Source organism: Mucilaginibacter sp. AK015, assembly GCF_014200785.1.
Taxonomy (GTDB): Bacteria; Bacteroidota; Bacteroidia; order Sphingobacteriales; family Sphingobacteriaceae; genus Mucilaginibacter.
In genome coordinates this window covers 1,996,145-2,021,853 of the sequence record NZ_JACHCV010000001.1, presented here as the reverse complement: position 1 = coordinate 2,021,853, position 25,709 = coordinate 1,996,145, and the positions used below count along the sequence as shown (strand labels likewise).

Below are 25,709 nucleotides of genomic sequence, written 5' to 3'. Positions count from 1 at the left end.
CACGGCTTTGCGCACAGACAACTGTGATGATTAAGGAAGGCGAGATGTGGTATGGCGGTGCGGTGAACGAAGCGCACCTGATGCCCTTTCAGGACGGTTACAGCTATGATATGTACGGCGATACCCGCGGTAACCAGGCCGTGCCGCTGCTCACATCTACCAGGGGCAGGTACATTTGGTGCGGGGAGCCTTTTAAGTTTACAATTGAAAAAAACCGGCTGATTATAACCGATGCCAAAGGGCCTTTAACTATCGATTCGGCTGGTAAAAATTTGCAGGAAGCATTTAAAAATGCAGCAAGGCGTTTCTTTCCGGCAAAAAATAAGCTGCCCGATACCTTGCTGTTCAGCAAACCGCAATATAATACCTGGATAGAGCTGGTTTATAATCAAAACCAAAAAGATATTCTAAAGTACGCAAGGGCTATCATCGATAATGGTTTCCCGCCGGGCGTTATCATGATAGACGACAACTGGGCCGATTATTACGGAAAGTTTGACTTTAGGCTCGACAGGTTTAGCAACGCTACAGCGATGGTTGATACCCTGCACAACTTAGGATTTAAGGTGATGCTTTGGGTAAGTCCGTTCATTTCTCCCGATACCGAAGTGGGCAGGGAGGTGGCGGCCAAAAAGCTGGTGCTGTTTGATAGCGAAGGCGATGCGGCCAAAACCTGGTCGCAGGCATCTAAACCTGCTATCATCAGCTGGTGGAACGGCTACAGCTCGGTGCTCGATCTTACCAATCCCGATGCTATGACCTGGTTTCGCGGGCGTTTGGATCATATGATAAATACCTATCACTTGGATGGCTTTAAGTTTGACGCCGGCGATGCAGAGTTTTACCCCGCAAACAGCATATCGTACAAAAAAGTGACTCCTAATGAGCATAGCAGGCTTTGGGGCGAGGTGGGCTTACATTATCCCCTCAACGAGTACCGCGCCATGTGGAAAATGGGTGGCGAGCCGCTGGTGCAGCGCCTGCGCGATAAAAAGCACAGTTGGGAAGATCTTCAAAAACTGATACCGCATTTGACCACAGCAGGCTTACTGGGATACCAGTTCACTTGCCCCGATATGATAGGCGGCGGCGAGTATGGCTCCTTCATCGGGAGGGATAAGCTGGATGAAACTTTAGTGGTACGCTCGGCGCAATGCTCGGCACTAATGCCTATGATGCAGTTTTCAGTCGCGCCCTGGCGTGTGCTCTCAAAATCAAACTTAGCAGCGGTAAAAAAAGCCGTTGATATACGGGCTAAGTACACACCATACATTATGCAACTGGTAAAAGCTGCCGCTAAAACCGGCGAACCCGTTGCCCGCAGCATGGAGTACGCATTTCCTAACCAGGGGTATGCTCATGTACAAGGTCAGTTTATGCTGGGCAGCAAATGCCTGGTAGCACCCATGGTAGCGGCAGGCAACCTCAAAACCGTTTATCTGCCCAAAGGAAAATGGAGAAGCGATGCCGGTAAAACGGTAAAAGGCCCGGCCAAAATAGAAGTGGAAGTGGCGGCGGACAGGCTGCTCGTATTTGAATTAATAAAAGATTAAATTTATAAATATTATACAGTGCAAAGTTCTAAAAACATAGCTGAGGTTGTATCGCACTTTCAATGTGCTGCCGATGTGGGTTCGCAAAAAGCTTATGGCTCGGGGCATATCAACGACACCTTCTTTTTAAGCAATGTATCGGCCGGCGGGCCCGATTACCTGTTGCAGCGCATTAACCATAGCATTTTTACCAATGTAGAAAAGCTTACCGATAATATGCGCAAGGTAACCGAGCACCTAAGGTGCAAGATGGAGGCCTTTGGGTATGGGGATCCAAAAAAGGAGGTAATGACCCTTATCCCTGCGGATAACGGCCGCTTTTTTTACAAGGATAGCGCAGGCGATTACTGGCGTATGTTTTACTTTTTAAGCGATACCAAAAGCTACGATGTGGTGCAAACCGAAAAGCAGGCCTACGAGGGCGGTAAGGCTTTTGGCAGGTTCCAGGCTATGCTGGCGGATATACCGCCGGGCGAGATGTTTGAGGTGATACCCGACTTTCACAACATCCGGAAACGCTTGCAGCATCTGGACGAAGCTGTTGCAAACGATGCCTGCGGGCGTGTGGCAGCGGTCGCGGCCGAACTGGACATAGTTAAAAAGTACGCGGCTTCTATGCAATATTTTCAACAGCCCGAACAGGTTGCATCGCTGCCCAGGCGCGTGATACACAACGATACCAAGTTTAACAATGTATTGCTGAACAGTAACGACGAGGCACAGTGCGTTATCGATCTGGAAACGGTGATGGATGGATACGTAGCCTATGATTTTGGCGATGCTATCCGTACTATCGTCAACACCACTACCGAAGATGAGGCCGACCTGAGCAAGATACAGCTTAACCTGCCGCTGTTTAACGCGTATGTGCGGGGCTATTTAAAGGAAGCATCTGCATTTTTAACCGATGCTGAAGTTAACTCGCTGATGAAGGGTGCTCTGTTGCTGCCTTATATGCAGGCCGTAAGGTTTTTAACCGATTATATTAACGGCGATACTTACTTTAAAGTAAAGTTTGAGGGGCACAACCTGCAGCGGGCAAGGGCACAGTTCCAGCTGGTAAAAATGCTTGAAGCCAACGCTGCCGATATGCAGCAAACCATACTCAGCGAAATGGAAAAATATAAAACAGCGCATACCAATGGATAAGGGCATAGCCGCAAATATTCCGTACCTTACGGGTGCCGGTAACCTTGCATCTGTTGAAGGGGTTTCGCAGGCGCTGGATGGATTGGAGCGCAGGCAGATCATCCACGCGCCCTGGGCAGGCACCGAGGAACAGCCAACAGCATCATTCGCGCTGGCTTATAATGACACGGATATCTATCTGAAATATTACGTAACAGAGCACACTTTAAAGGCCGAATACAGTAAATTTAACGACCCGGTATTTGAAGATAGTTGTGTGGAGTTCTTTATCGCGTTTGATGACGATGTAAATTATTACAACCTGGAGTTTAACTGCATGGGCACTTGCAGGGCGCAGTACGGGCAGTATAAAACCGGCCGTACATTTTTGCCGGTAAACCTGCTGCAAACCATCAGGCACCAAACGCTGATAAAACAGGGCATTGATAATATCAACTGGGAGCTTACTTTATGCATCCCCAAAAACATATTCAAGTTTCATCCCGGGCTGTCATTAACAAAAAGCCGGGCAAAGGTTAACTTTTATAAATGCGGCGACGGCCTGCCTCAACCACACTTTTTATGCTGGAGCAGGGTAGAGGCCAGAAAGCCCGAGTTTCATCTGAGCCGTTTTTTTAAAGAAGTAACATTTAGTCCGCAGGTATATTAACATTAAACTTAACCTATGTCAGACACAACGGTACTCAGCAACAGGCAATCAAAGCTAAGCCCCATATATATCATTGGGATGCTGTTTTTTATTTTCGGGTTCATCACCTGGCTAAATTCGGTATTGATACCATACCTTAAATTAGCCTGCGAGCTAACCACCGTTGAAGCTTACCTGGTAACCTTTGCCTTCTATATATCTTATTTCGTGCTGGCAATACCATCAGCCTGGATCTTGAAATTAACAGGGTTTAAAAAGGGCATGTCGGTAGGCCTGGGTATTATGGCCGTGGGCGCCCTGGTATTTATACCGGCGGCGTTAACCCGTTATTACGGGTTGTTTTTATTAGGCTTGTTTATCCAGGGATCGGGGCTGGCGTTGCTGCAAACGGCGTCCAACCCCTACATCACCATATTGGGCCCGCCCGAAAGTGCTGCCAAACGCATTAGTATTATGGGCGTTTGCAATAAAATAGCCGGGGCCCTGGCGCCCATTATACTGGGTGCTATCGCCCTAAAAAACGCCGACGGCTTAAAAGAGCGCCTTGAGGCAATGGCGCCCGCCGCTAAACTTACAGAGCTAAACGAACTGGCGTCGCGGGTTATTATGCCTTATATAATCATCGTAATTGTACTGCTCATTTTAGCGGTGGTAATATATTACTCCAGCCTGCCCGAGATAGATACCGATCAGGAAGACGAAACAACTGCCGTTAACAATACCGGTAAAACCAGCATTATGCAGTTCCCGCATTTGCTATTAGGCGTGTTAACGCTGTTTTTTTATGTAGGGGCCGAGGTTATTGCCGGCGATACCATCATCAACTACGGCAGCACGCAGGGCATTCCCTTAAATATTGCTAAATTTTTTACAACCTGTACATTGATATGTATGCTTATAGGCTATTTTGTGGGTATTGCCTGCATCCCCAAATACCTTAACCAGGAAAAAGCCATGAAAATATCGGCCGTATTAGGGCTGGTACTTTCGGCTGTGGCTATACTAACCACAGGGTATGTGTCGGTATCAGCAGTAGCTTTATTAGGACTGGCAAACTCGTTGGTTTGGCCGGCAATATGGCCAATGGCATTAGCCGGCTTGGGCAGGTTTACCAAAATCGGTTCATCACTACTAATCATGGGCATTGCGGGTGGCGCTGTTGTGCCGCTGGCCTACGGGGCTTTGGCCCAGGCTTTAAACCCAAGCCACGGCTACCTGGTATTGATACCGGCTTACCTCGTTATTTTGTATTATGCTATTGGCGGGCACAAGGTAGGCAGGCCAAAAACTTCAACACGTCAACAATTATAATCATCAATAAATAAAAACTAAAAGTTATGGATCGCAGACAATTTGTTTGGAATACCGCTGTAGGATTAGCCGGGCTAACAATTTTGCCTTCAGGGTTATTATTCGCAAAAAATGCAGATAAGGTAAGGTTGGGTTATATAGGCGTTGGCCTGCGCGGCCGCAACCATATTGGCGAAGGTTTGCTTCGCGATGATGTAGAAATAGTTGCCATTTGCGACACACAGGAAAGTTCGCTGAAAGCCTGCCGCGAGCAATTTGTGAAGGCCAAAAAGAAACTGCCTGCAGAGTATACCGGCGGAGTAAACGCCTATAAAAAATTGTTGGACCGTAAAGACATCGACGGGGTAATTATTGCTACACCATGGGAGTTTCATAAAGATCAGGCTATTGATGCCATGCGTGCCGGTAAATATGTTGGCTGCGAGGTTATTGCCGGCATTACCGAGCAGGACCACTGGGATATTTTAAAAGTTTATGATGAAACCAAGGTGCCATACATGACATTGGAGAACGTTTGCTACCGCCGTGATGTAATGGCTGCCCTAAACATGTGCAGGCAAAACCTGTTTGGCGAACTGGTTCATCTTGAAGGCGGTTACCAGCACGATCTGCGCGGGGTTTTGTTTAACGATGGCAAAAGTGCGTATGGCAAAGGCGTAGAGTTTGGCCCCAACGCGGTAAGCGAAGCACAATGGCGCACCCAATGGAATATTGACCGCGACGGCGATATTTACCCAACCCACGGTGCGGGCCCGGTTATGAATTATATTGATATTAACCGCGGTAACAGCTTTACCAACCTGGTATCGTTCTCATCTAAATCGCGCGGGCTTAATGCTTACATAGAAAAGGTATCGCCGGGCAATAAAAACGGGAAGATCCACTTTAAAAATGGCGACGTAACTACTACTACTATCAACTGCGCCAATGGCGAAACCGTTACGCTTAGCCATGATACACACCTGCCGCGCCCATACTCGTTAGGGTTTAGGGTACAGGGCACCAAGGGTATATGGATGGATGTTGCCGACGGGGTTTATATCGAAGGCCAATCGGCCAAGTACGACGAGTGGGACAAGGCAAGCGTTTGGTTCGAAAAATACGACCACCCGGTTTGGAAGAAGTTTGAGAAATATGCCGAAGGCGCGGGCCACGGCGGTATGGACTGGTTTGTGTTTAACGCCTTTGTAGAATCGGTTAAACAAAAGAAACAAACGCCTATTGATATCTACGACTCGCTGACCATGAGCGTGATCACCCCGCTATCAGAAAAATCAATTGCCGAAGGCAATACACCGCAAAAGTTCCCCGACTTTACAAGGGGCAAGTGGAAAGAGCGTAAAAACACCTTTGCTTTAGACGACAGCGGATTTTAAATAAGTTAACAGTTTAAGAATGTTACCGGCCGGTGGGCCTGCCGAAAGGCAGGCTCCCACATGGCAGGGCATAGCTTTGCCCAAACCTAACCAACCCCCACAGAAAATGCTATTAAATTTATTAGAAGAAACCCGGTACGAGAAGGTGCCGGTAAAGATATACCCTAACGATACAGAGGCGAGCCTTGACGTTGCAAAGCGTATAGCGCTCATCATCAAACAAAAACAAGCCGAAGGCAAGATCGCAGTGTTAGGTTTGGCCACCGGCGTATCACCTATAAAAGTTTATCGCGAACTGATAAGGCTGCATAAAGAAGAGGGCCTGAGCTTTAAAAATGTGGTAACCTTTAACCTGGATGAATATTACCCCATACAGCCCGATTCGGCCCAGAGCTATGTGCGGTTCATGAAAGAGAACCTGTTTGATCATGTGGATGTAGATATGACTAACGTAAACATTCCGGATGGTACGCTGGCAGAGCAGGATATAGCAGCGTTTTGCCTGGCGTACGAGCAGAAAATAAATAGCTACGGCGGTATCGATGTACAGCTTTTGGGTATCGGGCGTACCGGCCACATCGGTTTTAACGAGCCGGGCTCGGCGCCAAACTCGGGTACACGTTTAGTAACCCTTAACGACCTTACCCGCCGCGATGCTTCAAAAGATTTCGGCGGTAAAGAAAACGTGCCCACCAAGGCCATCACCATGGGTATCGGCACCATTTTTAAGGCGCGCGAAATTATCCTGCTGGCATGGAACGGAAAAAAGGCCCCCATTATAAAAAAAGCAGTAGAAGGTGCGGTATCGCCCGATGTGCCGGCAACATACCTCCAAAATTCAGATAACGTCGAGTTTATTATTGATAGCGATGCATCGGTAAGCCTCACCCGTTTTGATACTCCCTGGCTGGTTAAGGATTGCGTTTGGGACGATACGCTCATCAAAAAGGCGGTGATATGGCTGGCAAAAACGCTTAATAAACCCATCCTTAAGCTCACCGAGAACGATTACAATAACAACGGCATGGCGCAGCTGGCTACGCAGCTTGGCCCGGTTTATAATATCAATATCAGCATATTTAATAATATACAACACACCATTACCGGCTGGCCGGGCGGCAAGTTCAACGCCGACGATAGCCAGCGGCCCGAGCGTGCCAACCCCGCCGTAAAGCGTTCGATAGTGTTTTCGCCGCACCCGGATGATGATGTGATATCCATGGGCGGCACCTTTATCCGCCTGGCCGACCAGGGGCACGAGGTGCATGTAGCCTACCAAACATCGGGCAATACCGCCGTTTGGGACGACGAGATGCTGCGGTATGTAGAGTTTGCCATGGATTTTGCCCGTTCGCAATCTCAGGATGCTGCTTATCTTGAAAGCCTGTATAAGAACATGACCACCTTTTTGGAAACAAAGCGGCCAAATCAAAGTGATACCGAGGCCATCCGTATTGTAAAGGGGCTGATACGAAAGGGCGAAGCTATTGCCGGGGCAAGGCTGGCCGGCTTACATGATGACCGCATTCACTTTATGGACCTGCCCTTCTACGACCGCAGTAAATTTGAAAAAAGCGTATCTTTTGAGGATGATATCAAACAAACTATGCAGCTTTTGCAGGAGGTAAAACCTCACCAGATATTTACCGCCGGCGACTTTGCCGACCCGCATGGCACCCACAAGGTATGCTTTGAAATATTGCTGGAAGCTTTTAACCGCCTGCGGCAGATAGAAGACTGGACAAACGATTGCTGGATATGGCTTTACCGCGGCGCGTGGCACGAGTTTGAGGTACACGAGATCGAGATGGCGGTGCCGCTGTCTCCGCAGGAAGTTTTACGTAAGCGGCTGGCCATATTTAAACACCAGTCGCAAAAAGATATCCCGGTGTTCCCCGGCGACGATGCCCGCGAGTTTTGGGTACGCGCCGAAGACCGTACGCAGGAAACCGCCCGGCTGTACAACCAGCTTGGTTTAGCCGAATACGAAGCGATAGAGGCTTTTGTAAGATGGAAGGTTGAATAAGTGACGTACGCCTGCTAAAGCTTTTATACCGGACATAATTATTATATTTGTATATGGATGCATTGATTGTTTACCCGGAAAATAAAGCGCAATTGACCGCTTTAAAAGCAGTGATGAAAGCAATGAAAATTTCATTCGAACAAAAAAACATGGTTTATCCGCAGCATGTGGTGGATGGTGTAAACGAATCTTTGAAACAATCTGATCAAGGTCAGTTAACGGCTTTTACAGGCATCAAGGACTTATTGAATTAAATGAGCTTACAGATTTATTTTACTCCACGCTCGAAGGAAACATTTAAATCGACTTACAACTTTATTAAAAATGAATTTGGGGCGAGCGTGGCTGAGAAGTTTTCAATCAAGACCGAAAAAACAATTAAATTGATAGCTGATCACCCATTAATGTTTAAAGTTTCAACAATTGCTACTGATGTTAGGGTTGGCTTGATTACAAAGCAATGTTCTGTTTTTTATAGAGTTACCGACACCACCATTCACCTCTTATTTTTTTGGGATAATCGCCAGGAACCTTTATAGTTATTAAGCCCAATTTCTTTTATATTGCAATAACCTATAACCCGTAACTTCAAAGCGGGGGGCAATTACATCATGAGCATAAAAAGACGATCGTTCATCAAAAAAACATTGATAGCCGGCGCGGGTGCAGGTTTGGTGCCTCAATTTTTACATGCTAAGGATGGCGCTGCTAACGCCGTCGCGCCTGTTGATTTTCAGCTTGCCGCCGGAGCCAAAAAAGTGATAGTAGCCGGTGCAGGCATCACCGGACTGTGCTGCGCCTACGAACTGATGAAGGCCGGTCACGATGTAACCGTACTGGAAGCATCCGGCAGGTATGGCGGGCATGTGTTTACAGGCCGCGATGGTCTGTCGGATGGACTGTATGCCGATTATGGTGCCGACCATATCACCAAACCAGGCTACGAAAAGTTTTTTGAATATGTAAATGAGTTTAACCTCACTGTTATACCTTATCCCAATGCCGAAGGATCAGAAGCGGCAAAGGATGGGCATGTGCTGAAAATGATAGGCGGCAAATTCTACACCGAAGAAATGCTGCGCGACCCTGCCGTGCTGGCAAAGTTTGGCTTTAATGCTAAGGAGATTAAATTTCTATCTCAAAATCCCGGGTACGCCTTAAGTTCGTTGTATATCAAACCCTATCTTTCAAAATTTAAAGACCCGTACCAGCCCTTTGGCGTTGGGTATGATGATTATGACAACTTCCCGATAGCGGATATTTTTAAAAAGGAGGGCGCATCGCCGGCTGCATTGGATTGGCTGGGCGGTTCGCATACTTCGGCGCTTTACTATTTGTGGCGTGCCTACATTATGGAGCAGCGCGGCATCCCGCTATCAGAAGGCGATACCTACCATTTAAAAGATGGTAACGAGCAACTGCCAATGGCTTTTGCCAAGCGCCTTGGCTCAAGACTAAAGCTTAACCACCCGGTGCTGGGCATCAAACACGATAGCAAAGGCGTAACCGTTACCTACAAAGCTTTTGGTTTTGATGAAGAGAAGCAAATTACCGCCGATATATTGGTGAACTGTATTACCCTGCCGATATTTAAAAACATCCCGGTTACACCTGCGTTATCGCCCGCCAAACAATATGTGGTGGATAACATGGCTTATTCCTCACATCCATTTTATGTATTTGAAGCTGCCACCCGCTTTTGGCAGGATGATGGTTTCAAAAGCATCAATATGCAGTTTGAGCATCCCGATATCTCATCCATTTGGGAGGAAACCAACCAGGTGGATAGCAAGCGCATTGTGTTAAAAGCCTATGGCCCCGGCGGCCTGTCGCCGCAGCGCGTACTGGCAGCCTTTCGTGAAGTTTACCCGGGCAAGCATGATACCATTGAACAAGCCCTTACCAAAGACTGGACAAAAGATAAGTTTGCCCCGGCCTGCGAAATGGAGCCTTTCCCGATAGGACAAATGAAAAAGTTTTGGCCGCAGTTGATGGTGCCCGAGGGCCGTATTTATTTTGCCGGCACTTATGCCGATAACATGAGCCGGGGGATGGAATCGTGCATCCGCTCGGCGCAGCGGGTAGCAAAGGAGGTGGATAAGCTATAACGGTTATGAAAAGGCAATTTCTATTTATCACGGCTATCGGTATCGCGGTGTCGATGTTTTCATTTACGGCTATTGTACAGCAAAATACCGCACCGTTGGTTAAGATCACTTCACCAAAAGTAAACACCTTTAGCTGGGGCAGCCTTGTAAGCTACAGCATAAGCGTAGCCGACAAAGAAGATGGCGACTCGAAATTTGATGAGATAAATGGCCTCGAGGTGCTGCTGGAAGTAAAATTCGTGCCGGGTAACGCGAAATTACCACCGGGCAACCAGGCATCGCCCGATGAAGCCGGCTTGGCGGTGATGCGTGCGTCAAATTGTTTTAACTGCCACAACTTCAACAATAAATTAATAGGCCCGTCTTTTAACGATATTGTGGCACGGTACCCGCTTTCGGCGGCTAATGTGGCGTTGTTGACCAAGCGCATAAAAGAAGGATCGGTAGGGGTATGGGGCAAGGCAGCCATGCCAACCCATCCTGAGCTTACCGCTGTCGAGATCGAGGCTGCTGTTAAATGGATGTTTAAGCAGGCAGCAGATCCAAACGTTACCTATTACACCGGGCTGGATGGCATATTCAGGACCAAAGCGGCGCCTGCCGGCAATAAAGGCGCTTACGTTATTACTGCCAGCTATACCGACCACGGCCTGAAAGCCTCGCCCGGCAAACAGCGAATGACCGGCCGGGATGTAATGGTGTTGCAAAGCAAATAAAATTAATATAGCCCGGCAGCGGTTGCTTATTCAGCACCGCCACCGCGCGGCAACTTATTTCTGTTTAACGTAAGTTTCTATGATCTCGTGGTCGATATTCAGGCTGTCTATCTTTTCGATGCCTTTTTGAATCAGCGTATCACCTTTAAACATTACAGTAAAGTCAAAGTCGCGGCCTTCCCATTCGCGGGCGTTCAGATAAGCCAGGTGCTCGGTGTATTTATCACCCTTAAAATCATAAGTGCCGCCGCCTGCCGTATAGGTGGCGTCTTTGCCCTTGCCTTTGCTAAGGTCGTGCCGCATAAACGCAAAGTGCGTGTCATTTAAAATTTTTAGCATTTCCTGGTTGGGCACAGGGTAGTCTTTTACGGTGTCGCCTTTGGTAACCGTTACTGCCGATACCAGTTTCCAGGTGCCGATCATTGGCGAGGCGGCAGGTGTTTCTGATGTTGTAGCGGCAGGCTTTTGCGTGCACGATGCCAGCGCAATGGCCGCAAGGGGTAATAAACGTGTAAGTTTCATTTCGAGATTTGAGGTTTGTTGAATTTACTGCTAATATAAGCGCAACAATAGTAAATGCAACTGTGTTAAGCTATTGTATGGAAAACGCCACGCAAAATTTTTACTCGGGGGCCAGCGGCCTGGTGTTGCCGGTACCCAATAAATCGTTATACCCGCCCGAGTTTCAGGACAGGTCGCGATTGTGTTATTACGGCTCGTTATTTAACAGCATCGAGATAAACAGCTCTTTTTACAGGCTTCCGCAAGCATCAACTGTGAAAAAGTGGACAACCGAAGTGCCTGATGGTTTTAAGTTTACTTACAAGCTCTGGCGCGATATCACGCATAACAAGCAACTGCTTTTTAATCCCGAAGACATAGAGCGCTTTATGCAGGTGATAGATGGGGCTGGCGATAAAAAGGGCAGCCTGCTGATACAGTTCCCGGGGAGCAATGATGTGTCGAACATAAGGCAATTGGAAAAACTGCTGATCAACCTGCAGGATACCGGCTTGTGTGTGGGCTGGGATGTGGCGATAGAGTTTAGGAACAGCAGTTGGTATAAAGATGAAGTTTACGAAATGTTAGATAACTACAACTGCGCAATGGTGATACAGGATATGCCCAAATCGCTTACACCAATGGTAGATATGGCAACTGAATTTAAGTACCTGCGTTTTCACGGGCCCAATGGCGGCTATCGCGGCAGTTATACCGATGATTTTTTATATGAATATGCCCAGTATATCACCGAGTGGCTAAACGATGGCAAAAGGGTTTATGCCTATTTTAACAATACCATGGGCGATGCGGTTAATAACCTGGTAACCTTAAACGCGTATGTAAAGCAACTTTAACTTACTGTTTAAGGTCGATGTCTGTGTTCTCGGTCCTGTCAACAATTGCTTTGATAACGCTGTCCAACTCCTGGGCCGAAGTTTCAAGGAAGCTTATTATCTCTTTATTTACCTCGGTATCACTGTCTGTATTGATCATGGGTATCAACCCCAAAATACGGCACAAAGGTGCGCGCACAATATGCGATTGCATGTAGGCTATTTCGCGCAGTTGGGTGTTTTGTTTTTCAATAGCTTGTGTATATAGTATGCTTTCGGTAATGTCGCGGGCTATCACCAAACGCTCGCTTTTACCCCTGTAAACTATACTGCTGCATCTTACTTCTGCATGAAACTCTTTCCCGTTTTTAGTTTTATGAATTACAATAGAAATAGAAGGTACATTGTGGTCTAATTGTTCAAGTGTTTCAATAAGCTTACCGATCTTTTCTGGCGGCCTGATGTCTTTGATGGTCATCGTGTTGAACTCTTCCCTGGTAAAGCCATATTGCCGTATAGCAGCGCCATTTACCTGCAAAAACTGCAATGTATCCGGATCAAATATCCACATAGGCGATGGGTTGCGGAAAAACAGGCTTTTGTAGTGGCTCTCTGTTTCCGTTAGCTGCGCGTTCAGTGCGGTCGTCTCGGCTATGCGCCGCTGCAAATTTTGCCGCAACCTGGCCTCCTTTATAATGTTTTTTTCGAGGCCTATGATTATATGTCGTAATACGATTACAACCGCTATATTCAGAAATATAAAATTGGAGGTATTGAACACCCAGGTATCAAGGGGATACATGGAAATAAGCGGAGAATTGAACAGCCTGAAATATATTACCCCTGCAAAGAATAGATAGATGCCGAAATTTACCATCAACGACAACAATATGGCACGGCCATTAAACAGCAATGTGATAAAAACAGCCAGCGCCAGCAGGTAAATGCTCCCCATTCCAAAAGAACCTAAAGAAGCCATTACAATAATAGCCAGCACATAAAAAACAATAACTACGTATAATTTTTTGAAAGATGTTTTGATACGTCCGTTAAGGGAAATTGCCGGGATTGTTATAATCGCGAATACATCATATGCCGGAATAAAAATGTGGCCTTTGTTCAACAGGATGATAACGCTGGGAATTAACGCTACAAGGCTTGCAGGTGTTGAGTAAAGGATAATTTTAATGAAAAGATTTTCGCGCCAGGCGGTTAAACTTTCAACTTCATCCCCTGAATTATCTTTAAGCGCGTTTTTGCCAAATATCTTATAAACCTTCCAGATATGATGTAATGAGATAGACATGTTAGGAATTAAGTAATAAGATATTTTTCCCAAGATAATTAAAATATGTTTTACAACGCGGGCGATTTATTTTTTTGTAATTAAAAAGGCCGCTATGAATGCATAGCGGCCTTTTATCGTGATACCCGGCAATTACCAGGGCAGCTCTTCCCCTAAATGGATAAAACGGCCATTGGGGCCATCTTCGCCTGCAAGCGCAAGTTCTACACTGGTTTTCGCGCCGTCAACAATCTCCATTGGTGCAACATCGGTACCGCCAAGCTCGGTTTTAACCCAGCCGGGGTGTGCGGAGTTTACCTTAATGCCGGTGCCTTCCAACTCAATGGCCAGGTGATTGGTAAACATGTTCAACGCGGCTTTTGAAGCATCGTACGATAGTACCTTAATATCCTTGATAGGGCTATCGGTTTGCGCATGCAAAGTAAGCGAACCTAATATGCTTGATAAATTAACAATGCGGCCTGCACTGCTTTTCTTGAGCAACGGGAGCAAAGCGTTGGTTACATACACCACGCTGAAAAAGTTTGTCTGAAACACGTATTCAAATTCTTCTTCATCGGTTGCCGCGGTCACTTTTTCAAACAGCGACCGTTTTGGCGCCACGCCCGCGTTGTTCACCAGTATATCCAGCCTGCCGAATTTTTCTTCTACGTATTTTGCCAAAGCAGCGCGGTCGTCGGCGCTGGTTACTTCCAGTTTGGCACCGTACGCATCAATACCCAGTTGTTTAAGCTTATTTGCCGAATCGTTAGCCACATCTAAGTTACGTGCTGTTAAAATAACGGTTACGCCCTGCTCGCCAAGCTGTTTGGCAGTTTCGAACCCTATGCCACGGTTAGCGCCTGTTATAAGGGCTATTTTTTGATCTTTCATGTTTATGTGTTGTTTTGTTGTGAATTGATTGTTAATTACAGACCGTTCGGTCTTTTTTATGTTATAAAAAAAGTGTTATACTACCTGTGCTTCAATTTCCGCCTTAAGCATTTTAATAATGGTACCGATATTATGGTTATTGCCCATAACGCGGGCTATCATAATTGCGCCCTCCATCATTGTAAAAAGTTTTATAGCAAATTCGCGGGCGTTCCACGATGCGTGAAATTCGCCGGTACCAATGCCTTCAATAATCACATTGGTAACCCGCTTTACCGACCACTCCATACCCTTTCGCACCTTTTCGTTGATCACCGCGTTGGTATCATCCGCCTCCATGCCAAAGTTTATCATAGGGCAGCCGCCTTGCAGCGGCGGGTTCTCGGGGTTGCTTAAAAAATCAAGGTAGGCAAACAGTTTTCCTTTGGCCGTTTTCTCTTTGTTCATCGCTGCCGTAATTTTTTCGCTTAACGATGTCAGGCAGTAATCTACCACGGCACAGGATAACGCTTCTTTACTTTCAAAATGACCGTATAGGCCGCCCTTGGCCATTTTGGTGGCTTCCATTATATCACTCATGGCGGTGCCTGCAACACCTTTTGTATTAAACAGCGGCGCCGATTGCTCTATAATAAACTGACGGGTTCTTTCTGCTTTGGTCATCTTTTTTGGTCGACGGATCAAATATAGACCGTTCGGTCTGATTGTGCAACTGATTGTATTATAAATGTTACTATAATGACAAACGCACTGATTAAACCATAAGCCGCCTGATGCAGTCATACATCAAAAATTAACAAAACATGAAAAAATTACTTTTGATGATAACATTCCTGGCAGGTACGGTAGTATTTGCCCAGGCACAAACCCAAAGGGCACATAAAACCCCTGAACAACGAGCACAGTTTGCAACACAGGCGCTTACTAAAAAGCTAAGCCTTTCGGCAGATCAGTCTGCTAAGGTAAGTGCTATCATGGCTAATCGCGCCGCGCAGATGGATAGCCTGCGTGCAAACAAATCGGCCGACCGCAAGGCGAACATGCAGGCACGCAAAGCCATTGCTGTTAAAACCAATGCCGATGTTAAGGCCCTTTTAACTGCCGACCAGCTAAAAGCGTATGCAGGTTTAAGGCATAACTTTAAAGGCAGAATGCACGGTAAACGCGGTGGCCGCCACCTGGCACCCGAACAAAAGGCACAGCGTATGAGCAAAGTGCTGCAAAAGAAATTAACGCTGTCTGAAGATCAGTACGCTAAAGTGAACGCTATTTTGCTGAAACGCGCTACCCAAATGGATAGCCTGAAAGCAAACCGTTCTGCAACCGACCGTAAGGCAAACAAAGAAAACCGTAAGGCCATAATGAGCCAGACCGACGGCGAACTTAAAGCTGTATTAAATGCCGACCAGCTGAAAAGCTATACCGACATGAAGAACAAGTTTAAAGAAAGAATGAAAAACAGGAGAGGCCCTAAAGCGCCAACTGCCGGATAATTTTTTGTGAGTGAGTGATGATAAAGCGGGCAGCCCATGTGGTTGTCCGCTTTTTTTTGGCCGGCCGTCGTAAACAACCTTTAAAATGTCGCGTATGCACCTTACAGGAGAGAGCGAAAGCAGGTAGATTTGTTTAAAAAAGATAATGAGAGAAGTAAAAACCGACCACCCGTTTAATAAATTATCGCAGCCCGCGCAACGGGCGCTGGCCAATGCGGGTATAACCGGTGTGCGGGACCTATCGCGGTTTACCGAGAAAGAGATCATGAAATTACATGGCATCGGCAAAAGTGCTATACCTGTTTTAAAGGAAGCTTTGCATAAGCACGATCTTTATTTCGCCAATTAACGCTACTATCAATCAACAACAATTATGTCATTCCAGGCGTACTTAAACACGATCAAACAGAAAACGGGCAAGGGCCCGGCAGATTTCAGGGCTATGGCCGAAGAAAAAGGCTTCACTAAAAACGGAGAGCTTGTTGCGAAGGCGGGCGATATCACTACCTGGCTGAAAGCAGATTTTGAATTGGGCCATGGCCACGCCATGGCAATTTTTGCCCTGCTTAAAGGCATCAAGAACGAAGACAGCTTATAAAAAGAGAAGCTCCGCCTGCCGGAGCTTCTCTTTTTATAAGGAACAGGAATTATTGCACTACCAATGTAGCAATGGAATGCGGTTCGCTTACGGTTTTGGCGGCCTTGCCTTTTATCCATAAGCTGTATTCTATCTTCTCGTCGGTACGGTTCATAACCACTACGGCTATCGATCCGTTAGGGTTCTGGTAAGCGGTGGTTAACAGTTTGTCGCGGCTTGCCGAGGCGGCGATGCGTTTAGCGCCCGGTTTAATATATTTAGAGAAATGACCAATATAATAGTACGAATTGGTATAACGCAATTGTCCGGTGCGGGTATCGGCATGTACAGGGGCGAAGCAAAAGTTGCCCACGTGGTTTGGTCCGCCTTTTTCATCTAACAGGATGTTCCAGTCGGTCCAGCCTACGGTGCCGGCATTAAAATCGTTTATCATCGACAGGCCGTAGCGCTCGCCCAGGTTCCAGTCGTCCAAACGGTTAAAATCAAATTTCTCTACGCAGCCTTCAGTAAATATCAGGTTCTTATCCGGGAAGGCGGCGTGGGTAAGGCGGGTGTTCTCAAAGTTCTGGCCCGCGCCTGTCCAGGTTTCGTACCAGTGAAAGCCGATACCCCAAACATATTTGGCGGCCGAAGGGTCTTCTAAAATGGTACTTGCACGCTGGTAAAGCAAGTCGCGGTTGTGGTCCCAAACAATAAGTTTTTTTGCTTTCATGCCTTGTTTCCAAAGTGTTGGGCCTAAATAATTCTTTACAAAGTCGCGCTCCTCTTCGGCTGTGTACTTACATGATTCCCACGTTTGCGTAGCCATAGGCTCGTTTTGTACCGAAAGGCCCCATATTGGTATGCCCTGCGCTTCGTAGGCTTTAATGAACTTCACATAAAAGTTTGCCCAGCTTTGCGCAAACGCAGGTTTAAGCTTTCCGCCGTGCAGTACATCGTTGTTATCTTTCATAAATGCAGGTGGGCTCCAGGGCGATACATACATGGTTAGCTTACCGCCTGCCGCCGCGGTTGCCGCTTTTATGAACGGTATGCGGTACTTTTTATCGTGGCTAATGTCAAAGGTTGATAGGGATTTATCGCTATTGCTAACATAGCTGTAGCTGCCGCTGCTGAAATCGCAGCTTTGGATATTGGTACGGGCGAGGGTAAAGCCAATACCCGAGGTTTTACTGTAGTAAGCTTCTAAAAGCTCTGTTTGCTTATCTTTTGGCAGCTTGTAAAATGTTTCGGCAACGGCATCGGTTAATGCGCCGCCAATGCCAAGCATGGTTTGAAACTGCTTTTCGGGGTCAACAAAAACCACCGTTTCTGTTTCGGGCGGTTGCGGGTCCGACGAGAACTTTAGCTCGCCTGCGGGGGCAAGTCTTTTGTTAGAGCCCTTTTCGGTGACATACATTTTTACCGTTTTATTGGCTGCTGAGTACGGCACTTTCTTTTTTGCGGCGGGTGCCTGGCTAAAAGTGCCTGCCGCGAAGCATAACAGGCCGGCAATTAAAAATCCTTTCTTCATGGGGTGAGGGCTGAAGTTATGGTTTGAATTGATTGAATATTTACGAGGTTAAGTTGTGTTATTTTGTTCCGGCCTTTCTGCCGTTTCCCAGCCATAACAGCGCGTCAATTGTCAGCTTATCCTGTACGGGATTGTTAAATGTTTGGGATAGTTCTTTATTGGTATGATGTTCGTAATCTATATCGTTATGACCAAAGTTAAAGTAGATCATTTTATAATTTTTATTTGTCCACACGATAGGATAATAGCCGCTGTGCCATATCTCCTGCGGTTTGGGGCCGGTGCCTAACGGGAAGCTCACCGGATCTATCGAGGCCAGTATCTTTATATCCGGATTTTTAGTAAGGTCTTTTTCCCACCGGTACCATTCGCAGGGCGAGGTTTTAAAATCCTCCGGCATGTTTTTGGTGGCGGGGTGCATCCGGTCTTCTACCTTTAGAACAGCGAAAACCGGTCGCCAGGTGTTGCTTTTATACTGGCCGGCGCCCAAAAACTCGTTGTGGTACCAATCCCAGTTTTGCGGATAATCTGACGGGGTAAGGGCAAATGCCGCGAAGTGGAAACCCATCCAGCCGCCGCCGTTTTTCATATAGGTTTCAAAGGCCGCGCGCTGGGCAGGGTCCTCCGGCCGGGTATCTAAAAATATCACCACCTTATAATTGGCCAGGAATTTAGCGTTAAGGTTGCTCCAGTTACTGGTAGAGTCGTAGGTGAAATTGTATTTTTTGGCCATTTGCGGGAACCACCTGTTGGCCTCGTGCACGAAGCTGATGTGCGCCTGGTCGTTCTTGGCGGTGTAAAAAGCAATTACTTTGAACTTCTGCTGGGCAAAGGCGCCTGTAAAGATGCACAGGCAAAGTACACATAGCGCAAGCGCCCTGGTTTTAAAAATAAAGGTCATGATATCGCTTTGTATTGGTTTCGCAAAGCTAATTTACTATATTATAGTGTACATTTTAAATGCCCTATATTTTATTCTGCGAAAACGATTGAGTGGACTGCCTACTTTACCAACTGTTCATAAAGTTTTTGAAGCGAATCCTCGCCATCCATACAAAAACCCGGGTGCACCTTTGAGGTTTGTACAACCGTGCTACGCGTAGCGGTAAGCCACCTGAAACGCGATGCTGCATCCAGCTCGCCGATAGGGCCGGCATCCTTACCGCCAATAGCGATTCGCTGAAACGACAGCAGGTTTTCTTCCAGCGCCTCAATATCCAGGTCTTTTGAAAGGGCCAGCAGGCGGTCTTTATCAATGCTGTACCTCATTTTTAAAAACTGCTGTTTTTTGCAAAACAACACCACGCCTACGTTTATAAATTCCTCGCGCTCTACCCTGGGCACAACGCGTATAACGGCATACTCAAATAAGTGCCTGTCTTGCATCGTGCGCCTCCTTTACAAAAATATTCGAGTTAGCTAAGCGGGTGTTCAAAAACTTAGCGTATATCTGCCGCTGCTCGTCTGCAGTTTCAAAAGAGCGGTCGGTTAACCATTCATCGGGTATCAGGTTAACCACCGATTGTATGAAATCATGGGTTAGTATCGCTTTAAAAGCAGCATCAACCGCATCCAGTTCAGACGCCTTGCGCAGCAGCACATGGTCTTTTATCTGCACGAAAGGGCGCATGGCCTGTTCTTCCCATTTTTCCATGCTGTGATGAAAATATAGGGCTGCACCGTGGTCAATCAGCCAAAGCTCCCGGTTAAACATCAGCATATTGGTGTTGCGCGCGGTACGGTCAACGTTCATCAGCAGTGCGTCCAGCCATACAATTTCAGAAGCTGTTTCGGGCGTTACAAAAGTAACTGCCGGGTCGAACGTGATAGAACCAGACAAGTAATGCAGCGCCAGGTTTAGGCCTACGCTAAATTTTAGCAGGTCCTGTATCTCCTCGTCGGGTTCGGTGCGGCCGAAGGCTTCATCAAGGTTGGCAAATACCAGCTCGGGCACTTTAAAACCCAGCTTGCGGGCAATTTCGCCGCCTATCAGGTCGGCAATCAGCGCTTTGGGCCCCTGCCCGGCGCCACGAAACTTAAGCACATATAAAAAGCCGTCGTCGGCCTCGGCAATGGCAGGCAGCGAACCGCCTTCGCGCAACGGGGTAACGTAGCGGGTAACATTAACGGTGCGTAATTGCGGTGCAGTATTAGCCATGGTTGTGTGGGGCTAATATAGGGATAATTGGTAAATGGATTCGCTTGCGTTGTAGTTTACTCACCCCGACATCGCTGCGCTTGTCGACCCTCTCTGCTGCGCAAAGAGGGTGGAGAAATTTCTAATCCTCTTTCCGCTTGCGGAGAGAGGGTGGTCGAGCGGAGCAACCACCGGGTGAGTAAAATATAGGAGCGATGAGGATGTCGGTTAGTGACTCACCCCGCGGCACTGCGTGCGCGACCCTCTCTGCTGCGCAAAGAGGGTGGAGAAAGTCCTAACCCTCTTTACGCTTGCGGAGAGAGGGTAGTCGAGCGGAGCAACGACCGGGTGAGTAAAATATAGGAGCGATGAGGATGTCGGTTAGTTTACTCACCCCGCGGCACTGCGTGCCCCACCCTCCCTGCTGCGCAAGGAGGGGGAAGAATTGTTTTGGGTTTACTCGTAGCGATGGGTTTTATACCCGTCGCTACCCTGGGCACAATCAAAACCTGTCAATCGTATAAATCCGCTTCATCCCGGTTTATTCCCGCCCGTTCTTAACCATTCTGTTACAAAGCAAACAAAACACCTTATTTAGGTATTACCCTTGTAAATGCTATATGCCTAAGTGGTTAAAAACTTCGCTTAAAATAATTGCCGGCCTGGTACTGCTGGTTGTGCTGGTATTGATTGGGGCAACCTTGTATATTACTTACAATAAAGCAAAGGTGCTTGAGATGGTAAACCGCCAGCTGGATAAGAGCGTGGATGGCACACTGATCATCGGCGATATGAAGCCCCGTTTCTTCAGCGGTTTCCCTGATGTTTCGTTAACCCTGCAAAACGTACTGATACGCGATAAAAAGTACGCGCAGCATAAACATACCCTGCTGGATGCCAAAGATTTTAATATATCATTAAATACCGTAGCCTTGCTTAGGGGTGTTATAGATATTAACCACATTGATATCAGCAATGCGGCTATCGACCTGTTTACGGACAGCACCGGGTACAGCAATACTGCCGTGTTCAAAAAGGATAACAAAAAGGTAAAGGATAACCCATCGGAGAGCAGTTCGTCTACCATGTTAAAAAAATTCAGCTTAAGTAATGTTAATTTTACTATAGATGACCGCAGCAAGCACAAGCTGTTCAATTTTGCGGTGAACGACATTAGCGGGAAAATGCGGTATCCGGATAGCGGCTGGCGTGCTGATTTCCATTTGGATGTACAGGCCAAAAGCATGGCGTTTAACAGCCTGCGAGGTAGCTTCATCAAAAATAAACAGCTAAAAGGTGATTTTAAGGCCGGGTATAACGAAAAAAGCGGGAAGATAAATGTGGCTGTTTCGCCACTAAAAATTGGCGATGATCCTTTTAAAATAAACGCCGTTTTTGCAACTGCCGATAAGCCATCGGCCAGTTTTACTATAAACATTGTTGCCGACCAGATAATGTGGCGGAACGCTTCGGCTTTGCTGGCACCCAATATTACACAGGTGCTTAACCGCTTTAACATCAGCAAGCCTATGGATGTAACCTGCAGCCTGAACGGCAGCTTTGCAGGCGGCAGCGGCGGCCCTAAACTGTATGTTACCGCTAAGGTAAGGAATAGCAAAGTAACCATACCCGGCGCCGAACTGGACAGTTGCAGCTTTGATGGTATTTACAGTAATAACTATATTAAGGATAAGGGCTACGGCGATGATAACTCCTTTATTAAACTGATGAGGCTTAAAGGCAGCTATAACCATTTGCCTTTTACCATAGATACCGGCAGCATTGTTAACCTGCTGAAGCCCATTGCCACAGGTAATTTTAAATCGAGTTTCCCGGCAGCCGATCTTAACTGGTTTTTGGAAGATGATGTGGCCAAGTTTAATAACGGATCGGCAGATATGAACCTGCGTTATAAGGCTGATATCATCGATTACAAAATAAACAAACCCATCATCCGCGGATCCATCAACCTGCGCAATACCGATATTTATTACCTGCCCCGTAACCTCAAATTAAAAAACAACTCGCTGTCGCTGAACTTTGTTGGCGACGATCTGATACTAAACAACATTCGGCTGCAAAGCGGCCGCAGCGTTGTAACGATGGAAGGCCGGGTAAATAATTTTTTAAATCTTTATTACAACGCCCCCGAAAAGATATTGCTTACCTGGCAAATCCACAGCCCGCAATTATATCTTAACGAGTTTATGGGTTTTCTAAGCCCGCGTAAAGGCGCCCCCGCCGCAAAAAGCCGGGGCAATAGCGGCAACGTGGTCGATCAGTTAAGCAATGTACTTGAACGTGGCAAGGCCGAAATGCACATGCAGGTAGGCAAGGTTTATTATAAAAAGTTTTTAGCTACCGATGCCAATGCGCACCTCATTACCACCGACGATGGCGTGATTATTAAAAATATCAGCCTTAAGCACGCCGGAGGGTCGCTGCGGGTAAACGGCAAGGTGATGCAGGGCAACGCGTTAAACAGGTTTGATGTAAATACAACCATTAGCCACGTTAATATGCGGGAGTTCTTTTTAGCGTTTAACAATTTTGGCCTGCAGGATTTCACTGCCGAGAACCTGAAAGGATTTTTATCGGCCAAAACAAGTATTACCGGTGGTGTAACCGATGCAGGCAACCTGGTTCCCCGATCGATAAAAGGCACGCTCGACCTTAATTTGCAAGATGCCGCTTTAATTAACTTTCAACCATTAATGGGCGTGGGTAAATTCGCATTCCCTTTCCGTAATCTTAAAAACATCACCATACCTAACCTTGACGCGCACTTTTTGGTAAACGGTGATATGATCACCATAAAACCAATGCAAGTAAGCAGCAGTATACTGAATGTGGATGTAGCCGGTGTTTACGGCTTAACCCATGGTACCGATATTGCCCTTGATATCCCCCTGCGTAACCCCAAGGATGATTTCAAAATAAACGACCTTGCGGAGCGTGCAAAAAAACGATACAAAGGCATTGTACTACACATACGCGCCCACGAAGAGGACGGAAAAATGAAGATAGGGTGGAACAAGAATCACAAGTAGCGCTTATATCAACCGCTTGCAGGTAGCCACTAATACCCCTTTATCGTATATCTCCAGGTTGCCTTCGTGGTTTATTTTGTAAACTTCGTCGGGACGTTCAACGCTGATGTATTTATCGCCGTCCTTTTTTATTTCAGATGCCGCCGGGGTAATGGGCGGGGTATCGTTAAGCATAAGATTAGTGCCGGTAAAAGTAATGGCTTGTATATAAATCTTATGGCCGCTGCTGATCACTTCGTAAGCTATTTCTTCGCCTTTATCAGATTTTATAGCCTCATCGTGCCATGCACCCACTAACTTACCCGAATCAACAGCCGCCCCGTGCTTAATTAATGCAGTGCTATCTTTCGCAGGTTTATTGGTTTTGGCCGATCTGTCGCATGATGCGATGGTAATGATAAGTAACGCAAGCGCCGATAGTTGTGCAAAACGGTTTATAATGTTGGTCATAGTTTATAACGGATTAAAAGGCGAAGATAGCAAATACCTTTATATGCTTTTTTCCGTGTACTGTGAAGTTACTACGAGGCCGCACCGAAGTGATCAATTCTTATCCACAAACTTTAAATTGCCCGCGTTATACCTGTCGCCGGTATCGGGGAATTTTTTCAATAAAACTTCAATTTCCTCAAGAATTTTTGGGGACAGTTCTACATCTACACTGCCCGCGTTTTCCTGTAGGTACCTGCGTTTTTTGGTGCCTGGGATTGGGATAATGTTATCACCCTGTTTCAGTACCCAGGCAAGCGCTAATTGCGCCGGGGTACAGTTTATTTCGGTCGCTATATCTGCAAAACCTTCGGCCAGCAAGCGGTTGTTCTCGGCATGGTCCTGCTGGTAGCGTGGCAGGGTTTTCCTGAAATCACCCTCTTTCAATTCGCTTACATCCAGTTTGTTGGTAACCAACCCCCGTGCCAGGGGACTAAACGGAACAAATGATATGCCCAGTTCTTTACACAAAGGCAGTATTTGGGCTTCCACATCGCGGGTTAACAACGAATATTCGCTTTGCAGGGCGGCAATGGGGTGCACCCCATATGCACGGCGGATGCTGTTAGGCGATGCCTCCGAGAGGCCTATATATTTTACCTTGCCCTCCTTTACCAGGTCGGCCATGCCGCCAACGGTTTCTTCAATGGGTATATTGGGGTCTACACGGTGGGCGTAATAAAGGTCTATCACATCCGTTTGCAGGCGTTTAAGGCTGGCCTCTACCGCAGTACGCATGTAAGCGGGCGAGCCATTGAAACCCGAAAGCTTGCCGGTGCTATCGGCAGTAAACCCGAATTTGGTGGCGATGAATATTTTATCACGGTTAGGTTTTAATACCTGCGATACCAGTTTTTCGTTTTGCCCGCTGCCGTAAACATCGGCGGTGTCCCAAAAGTTTATGCCGAGTTCAAGGGCTTTGTTAAGGGTAGCTATAGATTCGGCATCATCAGGTTCGCCGTAAGCGTGGCTCATACCCATGCAGCCCAGGCCAATTGCCGAAAGCTGCACACCGGTTTTGCCTAAAGTTCTGTATTTCATAGTTGGTAGTGTAAATGTAAAGTGAAGGTACGGGTAGTATCTAACATAAGCAACGCTGTAACCCGCTTGTTGTTGTAATATTCGGTAAGGTGACAAAATTGACGGGCAAATCGCTCGTACAGTTTTACTCACCCCGCGGCACTCCGTGCGCGACCCTCTCTGCTGCGCAAAGAGGGTGAAGAAAACGATCAAGCCCCCCCTCTTTGCATAGCAGAGAGGGGGCAGGGGGTGAGTGAAAAAAGCGATAACTCTACAAGTATTCCGTAATCTTATTCAATACGGCATTCATGTTTTCCTCAATTTCTCTGTTCTCAAACCGCAGAATTGTCAATCCTAATTCTTTTAACACTGCATCTCTGTTTTTATCGTATTGCTTTTTTAATAAATGTATCGGACCATCCGCTTCAATGACCAACCGTGCCTCAGCGCAATAAAAATCAGGTATGTAATATTCGTATCTACCCAATGCTGACCTTATGCAAACAGGGTGCTGCCTCAAAAATTTCTTGCCCATTAAAGCGCGATCGCGCAATAAATTCCAAAGCAAGTTTTCTGCGGGAGTTTGCCTTTTTCTCAAATCCCGGCATAACTGAATAATTGAAGGCATGGCTGAATTTACAAAAGTCTTTTTAAAAATATAACACAGCGTCAGTTACTCACCCCGTCCCGACAGCTATCGGGATACGTGCGCAAAGAGGATAAAAAAAAGTAATCAAACACCCCCTCTTTGCGTAGCAGAGAGGGGGCACGGAGTGAGTAATCTCCGCATGCCTCGCAGAGAGGGCAAGAGAAAAGCGATCAAACACCCCCTCTTTGCATAGCAGAGAGGCGGCAGGGGTGAGTAAGACTCCGCCGTTAGATGGTTCCCAGACAAATCGCTCGTACAGTTTTACTCACCCCGCGAAACTTCGTGCGCGACCCTCTCTGCTGCGCAAAGAGGGTGAAGAAAAAGCGATCAAGCACCCCCTCTTTGCACAGCAGAGA

26 protein-coding genes are annotated in these 25,709 nt (G+C 46.9%); 15 read left to right on the top strand and 11 right to left on the bottom strand.

Annotation, left to right across the window (positions count from 1 at the left end):
* Positions 1-26: 26 nt before the first annotated feature.
* From HDC91_RS08980 to HDC91_RS08935, 10 genes are all read left to right on the top strand, one after another.
* Positions 27-1,553, top strand: a complete 1,527-nt coding sequence (locus HDC91_RS08980) for a glycoside hydrolase family 31 protein (RefSeq protein WP_255476697.1) — start codon at positions 27-29, stop codon at positions 1,551-1,553.
* A gap of 18 nt (positions 1,554-1,571) precedes the next feature.
* Positions 1,572-2,702 (top strand): aminoglycoside phosphotransferase family protein, encoded by a 1,131-nt coding sequence (locus HDC91_RS08975; protein ID WP_183550733.1) that lies wholly within the window; start codon positions 1,572-1,574, stop codon positions 2,700-2,702.
* Entirely contained in the window at positions 2,695-3,351 is a 657-nt protein-coding gene (locus HDC91_RS08970; protein WP_162430979.1) for a carbohydrate-binding family 9-like protein, read from the top strand. The genes HDC91_RS08975 and HDC91_RS08970 overlap by 8 nt, the downstream gene beginning before the upstream one ends.
* 15 nt (positions 3,352-3,366) lie before the next feature.
* Positions 3,367-4,662 carry a sugar MFS transporter gene (locus tag HDC91_RS08965; RefSeq protein WP_183550730.1) on the top strand — a complete coding sequence of 432 codons (1,296 nt, stop codon included), beginning with the start codon at positions 3,367-3,369 and terminating at the stop codon, positions 4,660-4,662.
* A 26-nt stretch (positions 4,663-4,688) separates the two neighbouring features.
* Entirely contained in the window at positions 4,689-6,038 is a 1,350-nt protein-coding gene (locus tag HDC91_RS08960; RefSeq protein WP_183550727.1) for a Gfo/Idh/MocA family protein, read from the top strand.
* A gap of 106 nt (positions 6,039-6,144) precedes the next feature.
* Positions 6,145-8,064, top strand: a complete 1,920-nt coding sequence (nagB, locus tag HDC91_RS08955) for a glucosamine-6-phosphate deaminase (RefSeq protein WP_183550724.1) — start codon at positions 6,145-6,147, stop codon at positions 8,062-8,064.
* A 53-nt stretch (positions 8,065-8,117) separates the two neighbouring features.
* Positions 8,118-8,318, top strand: coding sequence for a DUF2683 family protein (locus HDC91_RS08950; RefSeq protein ID WP_183550721.1), 201 nt, complete (start codon positions 8,118-8,120; stop codon positions 8,316-8,318).
* Entirely contained in the window at positions 8,319-8,603 is a 285-nt protein-coding gene (locus tag HDC91_RS08945) for a type II toxin-antitoxin system RelE/ParE family toxin (RefSeq protein WP_183550718.1), read from the top strand.
* A 72-nt stretch (positions 8,604-8,675) separates the two neighbouring features.
* Positions 8,676-10,172 carry an FAD-dependent oxidoreductase gene (locus HDC91_RS08940; RefSeq protein WP_221262132.1) on the top strand — a complete coding sequence of 499 codons (1,497 nt, stop codon included), beginning with the start codon at positions 8,676-8,678 and terminating at the stop codon, positions 10,170-10,172.
* Positions 10,173-10,177: 5 nt separating this feature from the next.
* On the top strand, positions 10,178-10,888 hold the full coding sequence (locus HDC91_RS08935; protein WP_183550715.1) for a c-type cytochrome: 711 nt from the start codon (positions 10,178-10,180) through the stop codon (positions 10,886-10,888).
* A gap of 54 nt (positions 10,889-10,942) precedes the next feature.
* On the opposite strand, the gene HDC91_RS08930 is transcribed toward HDC91_RS08935, so the two are convergent.
* The gene (locus HDC91_RS08930; RefSeq protein ID WP_183550712.1) at positions 10,943-11,410 is read right to left on the bottom strand and encodes a hypothetical protein; all 468 of its coding nucleotides are present in this window, start codon (positions 11,408-11,410) and stop codon (positions 10,943-10,945) included.
* Positions 11,411-11,487: 77 nt separating this feature from the next.
* Here HDC91_RS08930 and HDC91_RS08925 point away from each other — a divergent pair, with 77 nt between their 5' ends.
* On the top strand, positions 11,488-12,246 hold the full coding sequence (locus tag HDC91_RS08925) for a DUF72 domain-containing protein (RefSeq protein ID WP_183550709.1): 759 nt from the start codon (positions 11,488-11,490) through the stop codon (positions 12,244-12,246).
* 1 nt (position 12,247) lies between these two features.
* Here HDC91_RS08925 and HDC91_RS08920 read toward each other — a convergent pair whose 3' ends face one another.
* The 3 genes from HDC91_RS08920 to HDC91_RS08910 form a co-directional block, all read right to left on the bottom strand.
* On the bottom strand, positions 12,248-13,531 hold the full coding sequence (locus HDC91_RS08920; RefSeq protein ID WP_183550706.1) for a PAS domain S-box protein: 1,284 nt from the start codon (positions 13,529-13,531) through the stop codon (positions 12,248-12,250).
* Between the two features lie 132 nt (positions 13,532-13,663).
* Positions 13,664-14,404, bottom strand: a complete 741-nt coding sequence (locus HDC91_RS08915) for an SDR family oxidoreductase (RefSeq protein ID WP_183550704.1) — start codon at positions 14,402-14,404, stop codon at positions 13,664-13,666.
* Positions 14,405-14,479: 75 nt separating this feature from the next.
* On the bottom strand, positions 14,480-15,067 hold the full coding sequence (locus HDC91_RS08910) for a TetR/AcrR family transcriptional regulator (RefSeq protein WP_183550701.1): 588 nt from the start codon (positions 15,065-15,067) through the stop codon (positions 14,480-14,482).
* A 140-nt stretch (positions 15,068-15,207) separates the two neighbouring features.
* On the opposite strand from HDC91_RS08910, the gene HDC91_RS08905 reads away from it, so the two are divergent.
* The 3 genes from HDC91_RS08905 to HDC91_RS08895 all read left to right on the top strand — a co-directional run bounded on the left by HDC91_RS08905 (position 15,208) and on the right by HDC91_RS08895 (position 16,495).
* Positions 15,208-15,897: a hypothetical protein gene (locus HDC91_RS08905; RefSeq protein ID WP_183550697.1), complete on the top strand. Its 690-nt coding sequence runs from the start codon at positions 15,208-15,210 to the stop codon at positions 15,895-15,897.
* Positions 15,898-16,042: 145 nt separating this feature from the next.
* The gene (locus HDC91_RS08900; protein ID WP_183550694.1) at positions 16,043-16,246 is read left to right on the top strand and encodes a DNA-directed RNA polymerase subunit alpha C-terminal domain-containing protein; all 204 of its coding nucleotides are present in this window, start codon (positions 16,043-16,045) and stop codon (positions 16,244-16,246) included.
* A gap of 24 nt (positions 16,247-16,270) precedes the next feature.
* Complete coding sequence (locus HDC91_RS08895) at positions 16,271-16,495, top strand: DUF4287 domain-containing protein (protein WP_183550693.1); 225 nt, start codon at positions 16,271-16,273, stop codon at positions 16,493-16,495.
* A gap of 49 nt (positions 16,496-16,544) precedes the next feature.
* On the opposite strand, the gene HDC91_RS08890 is transcribed toward HDC91_RS08895, so the two are convergent.
* From HDC91_RS08890 to HDC91_RS08875, 4 genes are all read right to left on the bottom strand, one after another.
* Positions 16,545-18,008, bottom strand: a complete 1,464-nt coding sequence (locus tag HDC91_RS08890; RefSeq protein WP_183550691.1) for a glycoside hydrolase family 30 beta sandwich domain-containing protein — start codon at positions 18,006-18,008, stop codon at positions 16,545-16,547.
* A gap of 58 nt (positions 18,009-18,066) precedes the next feature.
* Positions 18,067-18,909, bottom strand: a complete 843-nt coding sequence (locus tag HDC91_RS08885; RefSeq protein WP_183550689.1) for a ThuA domain-containing protein — start codon at positions 18,907-18,909, stop codon at positions 18,067-18,069.
* Positions 18,910-19,010: 101 nt separating this feature from the next.
* A complete protein-coding gene (locus HDC91_RS08880; protein WP_183550687.1) occupies positions 19,011-19,394 on the bottom strand; it encodes a DUF3037 domain-containing protein in 384 nt (127 codons plus the stop codon).
* Positions 19,372-20,166 (bottom strand): HipA family kinase, encoded by a 795-nt coding sequence (locus tag HDC91_RS08875; protein WP_183550685.1) that lies wholly within the window; start codon positions 20,164-20,166, stop codon positions 19,372-19,374. Before HDC91_RS08875 ends, HDC91_RS08880 begins: the two co-directional genes overlap by 23 nt.
* A gap of 599 nt (positions 20,167-20,765) precedes the next feature.
* On the opposite strand from HDC91_RS08875, the gene HDC91_RS08870 reads away from it, so the two are divergent.
* Positions 20,766-23,195 carry an AsmA family protein gene (locus tag HDC91_RS08870; protein WP_183550683.1) on the top strand — a complete coding sequence of 810 codons (2,430 nt, stop codon included), beginning with the start codon at positions 20,766-20,768 and terminating at the stop codon, positions 23,193-23,195.
* A 3-nt stretch (positions 23,196-23,198) separates the two neighbouring features.
* Here HDC91_RS08870 and HDC91_RS08865 read toward each other — a convergent pair whose 3' ends face one another.
* From HDC91_RS08865 to HDC91_RS08855, 3 genes are all read right to left on the bottom strand, one after another.
* Complete coding sequence (locus HDC91_RS08865) at positions 23,199-23,645, bottom strand: hypothetical protein (protein WP_183550681.1); 447 nt, start codon at positions 23,643-23,645, stop codon at positions 23,199-23,201.
* Positions 23,646-23,738: 93 nt separating this feature from the next.
* Positions 23,739-24,725, bottom strand: coding sequence for an aldo/keto reductase (locus HDC91_RS08860; RefSeq protein ID WP_183550678.1), 987 nt, complete (start codon positions 24,723-24,725; stop codon positions 23,739-23,741).
* 250 nt (positions 24,726-24,975) lie between these two features.
* The gene (locus HDC91_RS08855) at positions 24,976-25,332 is read right to left on the bottom strand and encodes an endonuclease domain-containing protein (RefSeq protein WP_183550676.1); all 357 of its coding nucleotides are present in this window, start codon (positions 25,330-25,332) and stop codon (positions 24,976-24,978) included.
* Positions 25,333-25,709 lie beyond the last annotated feature (377 nt).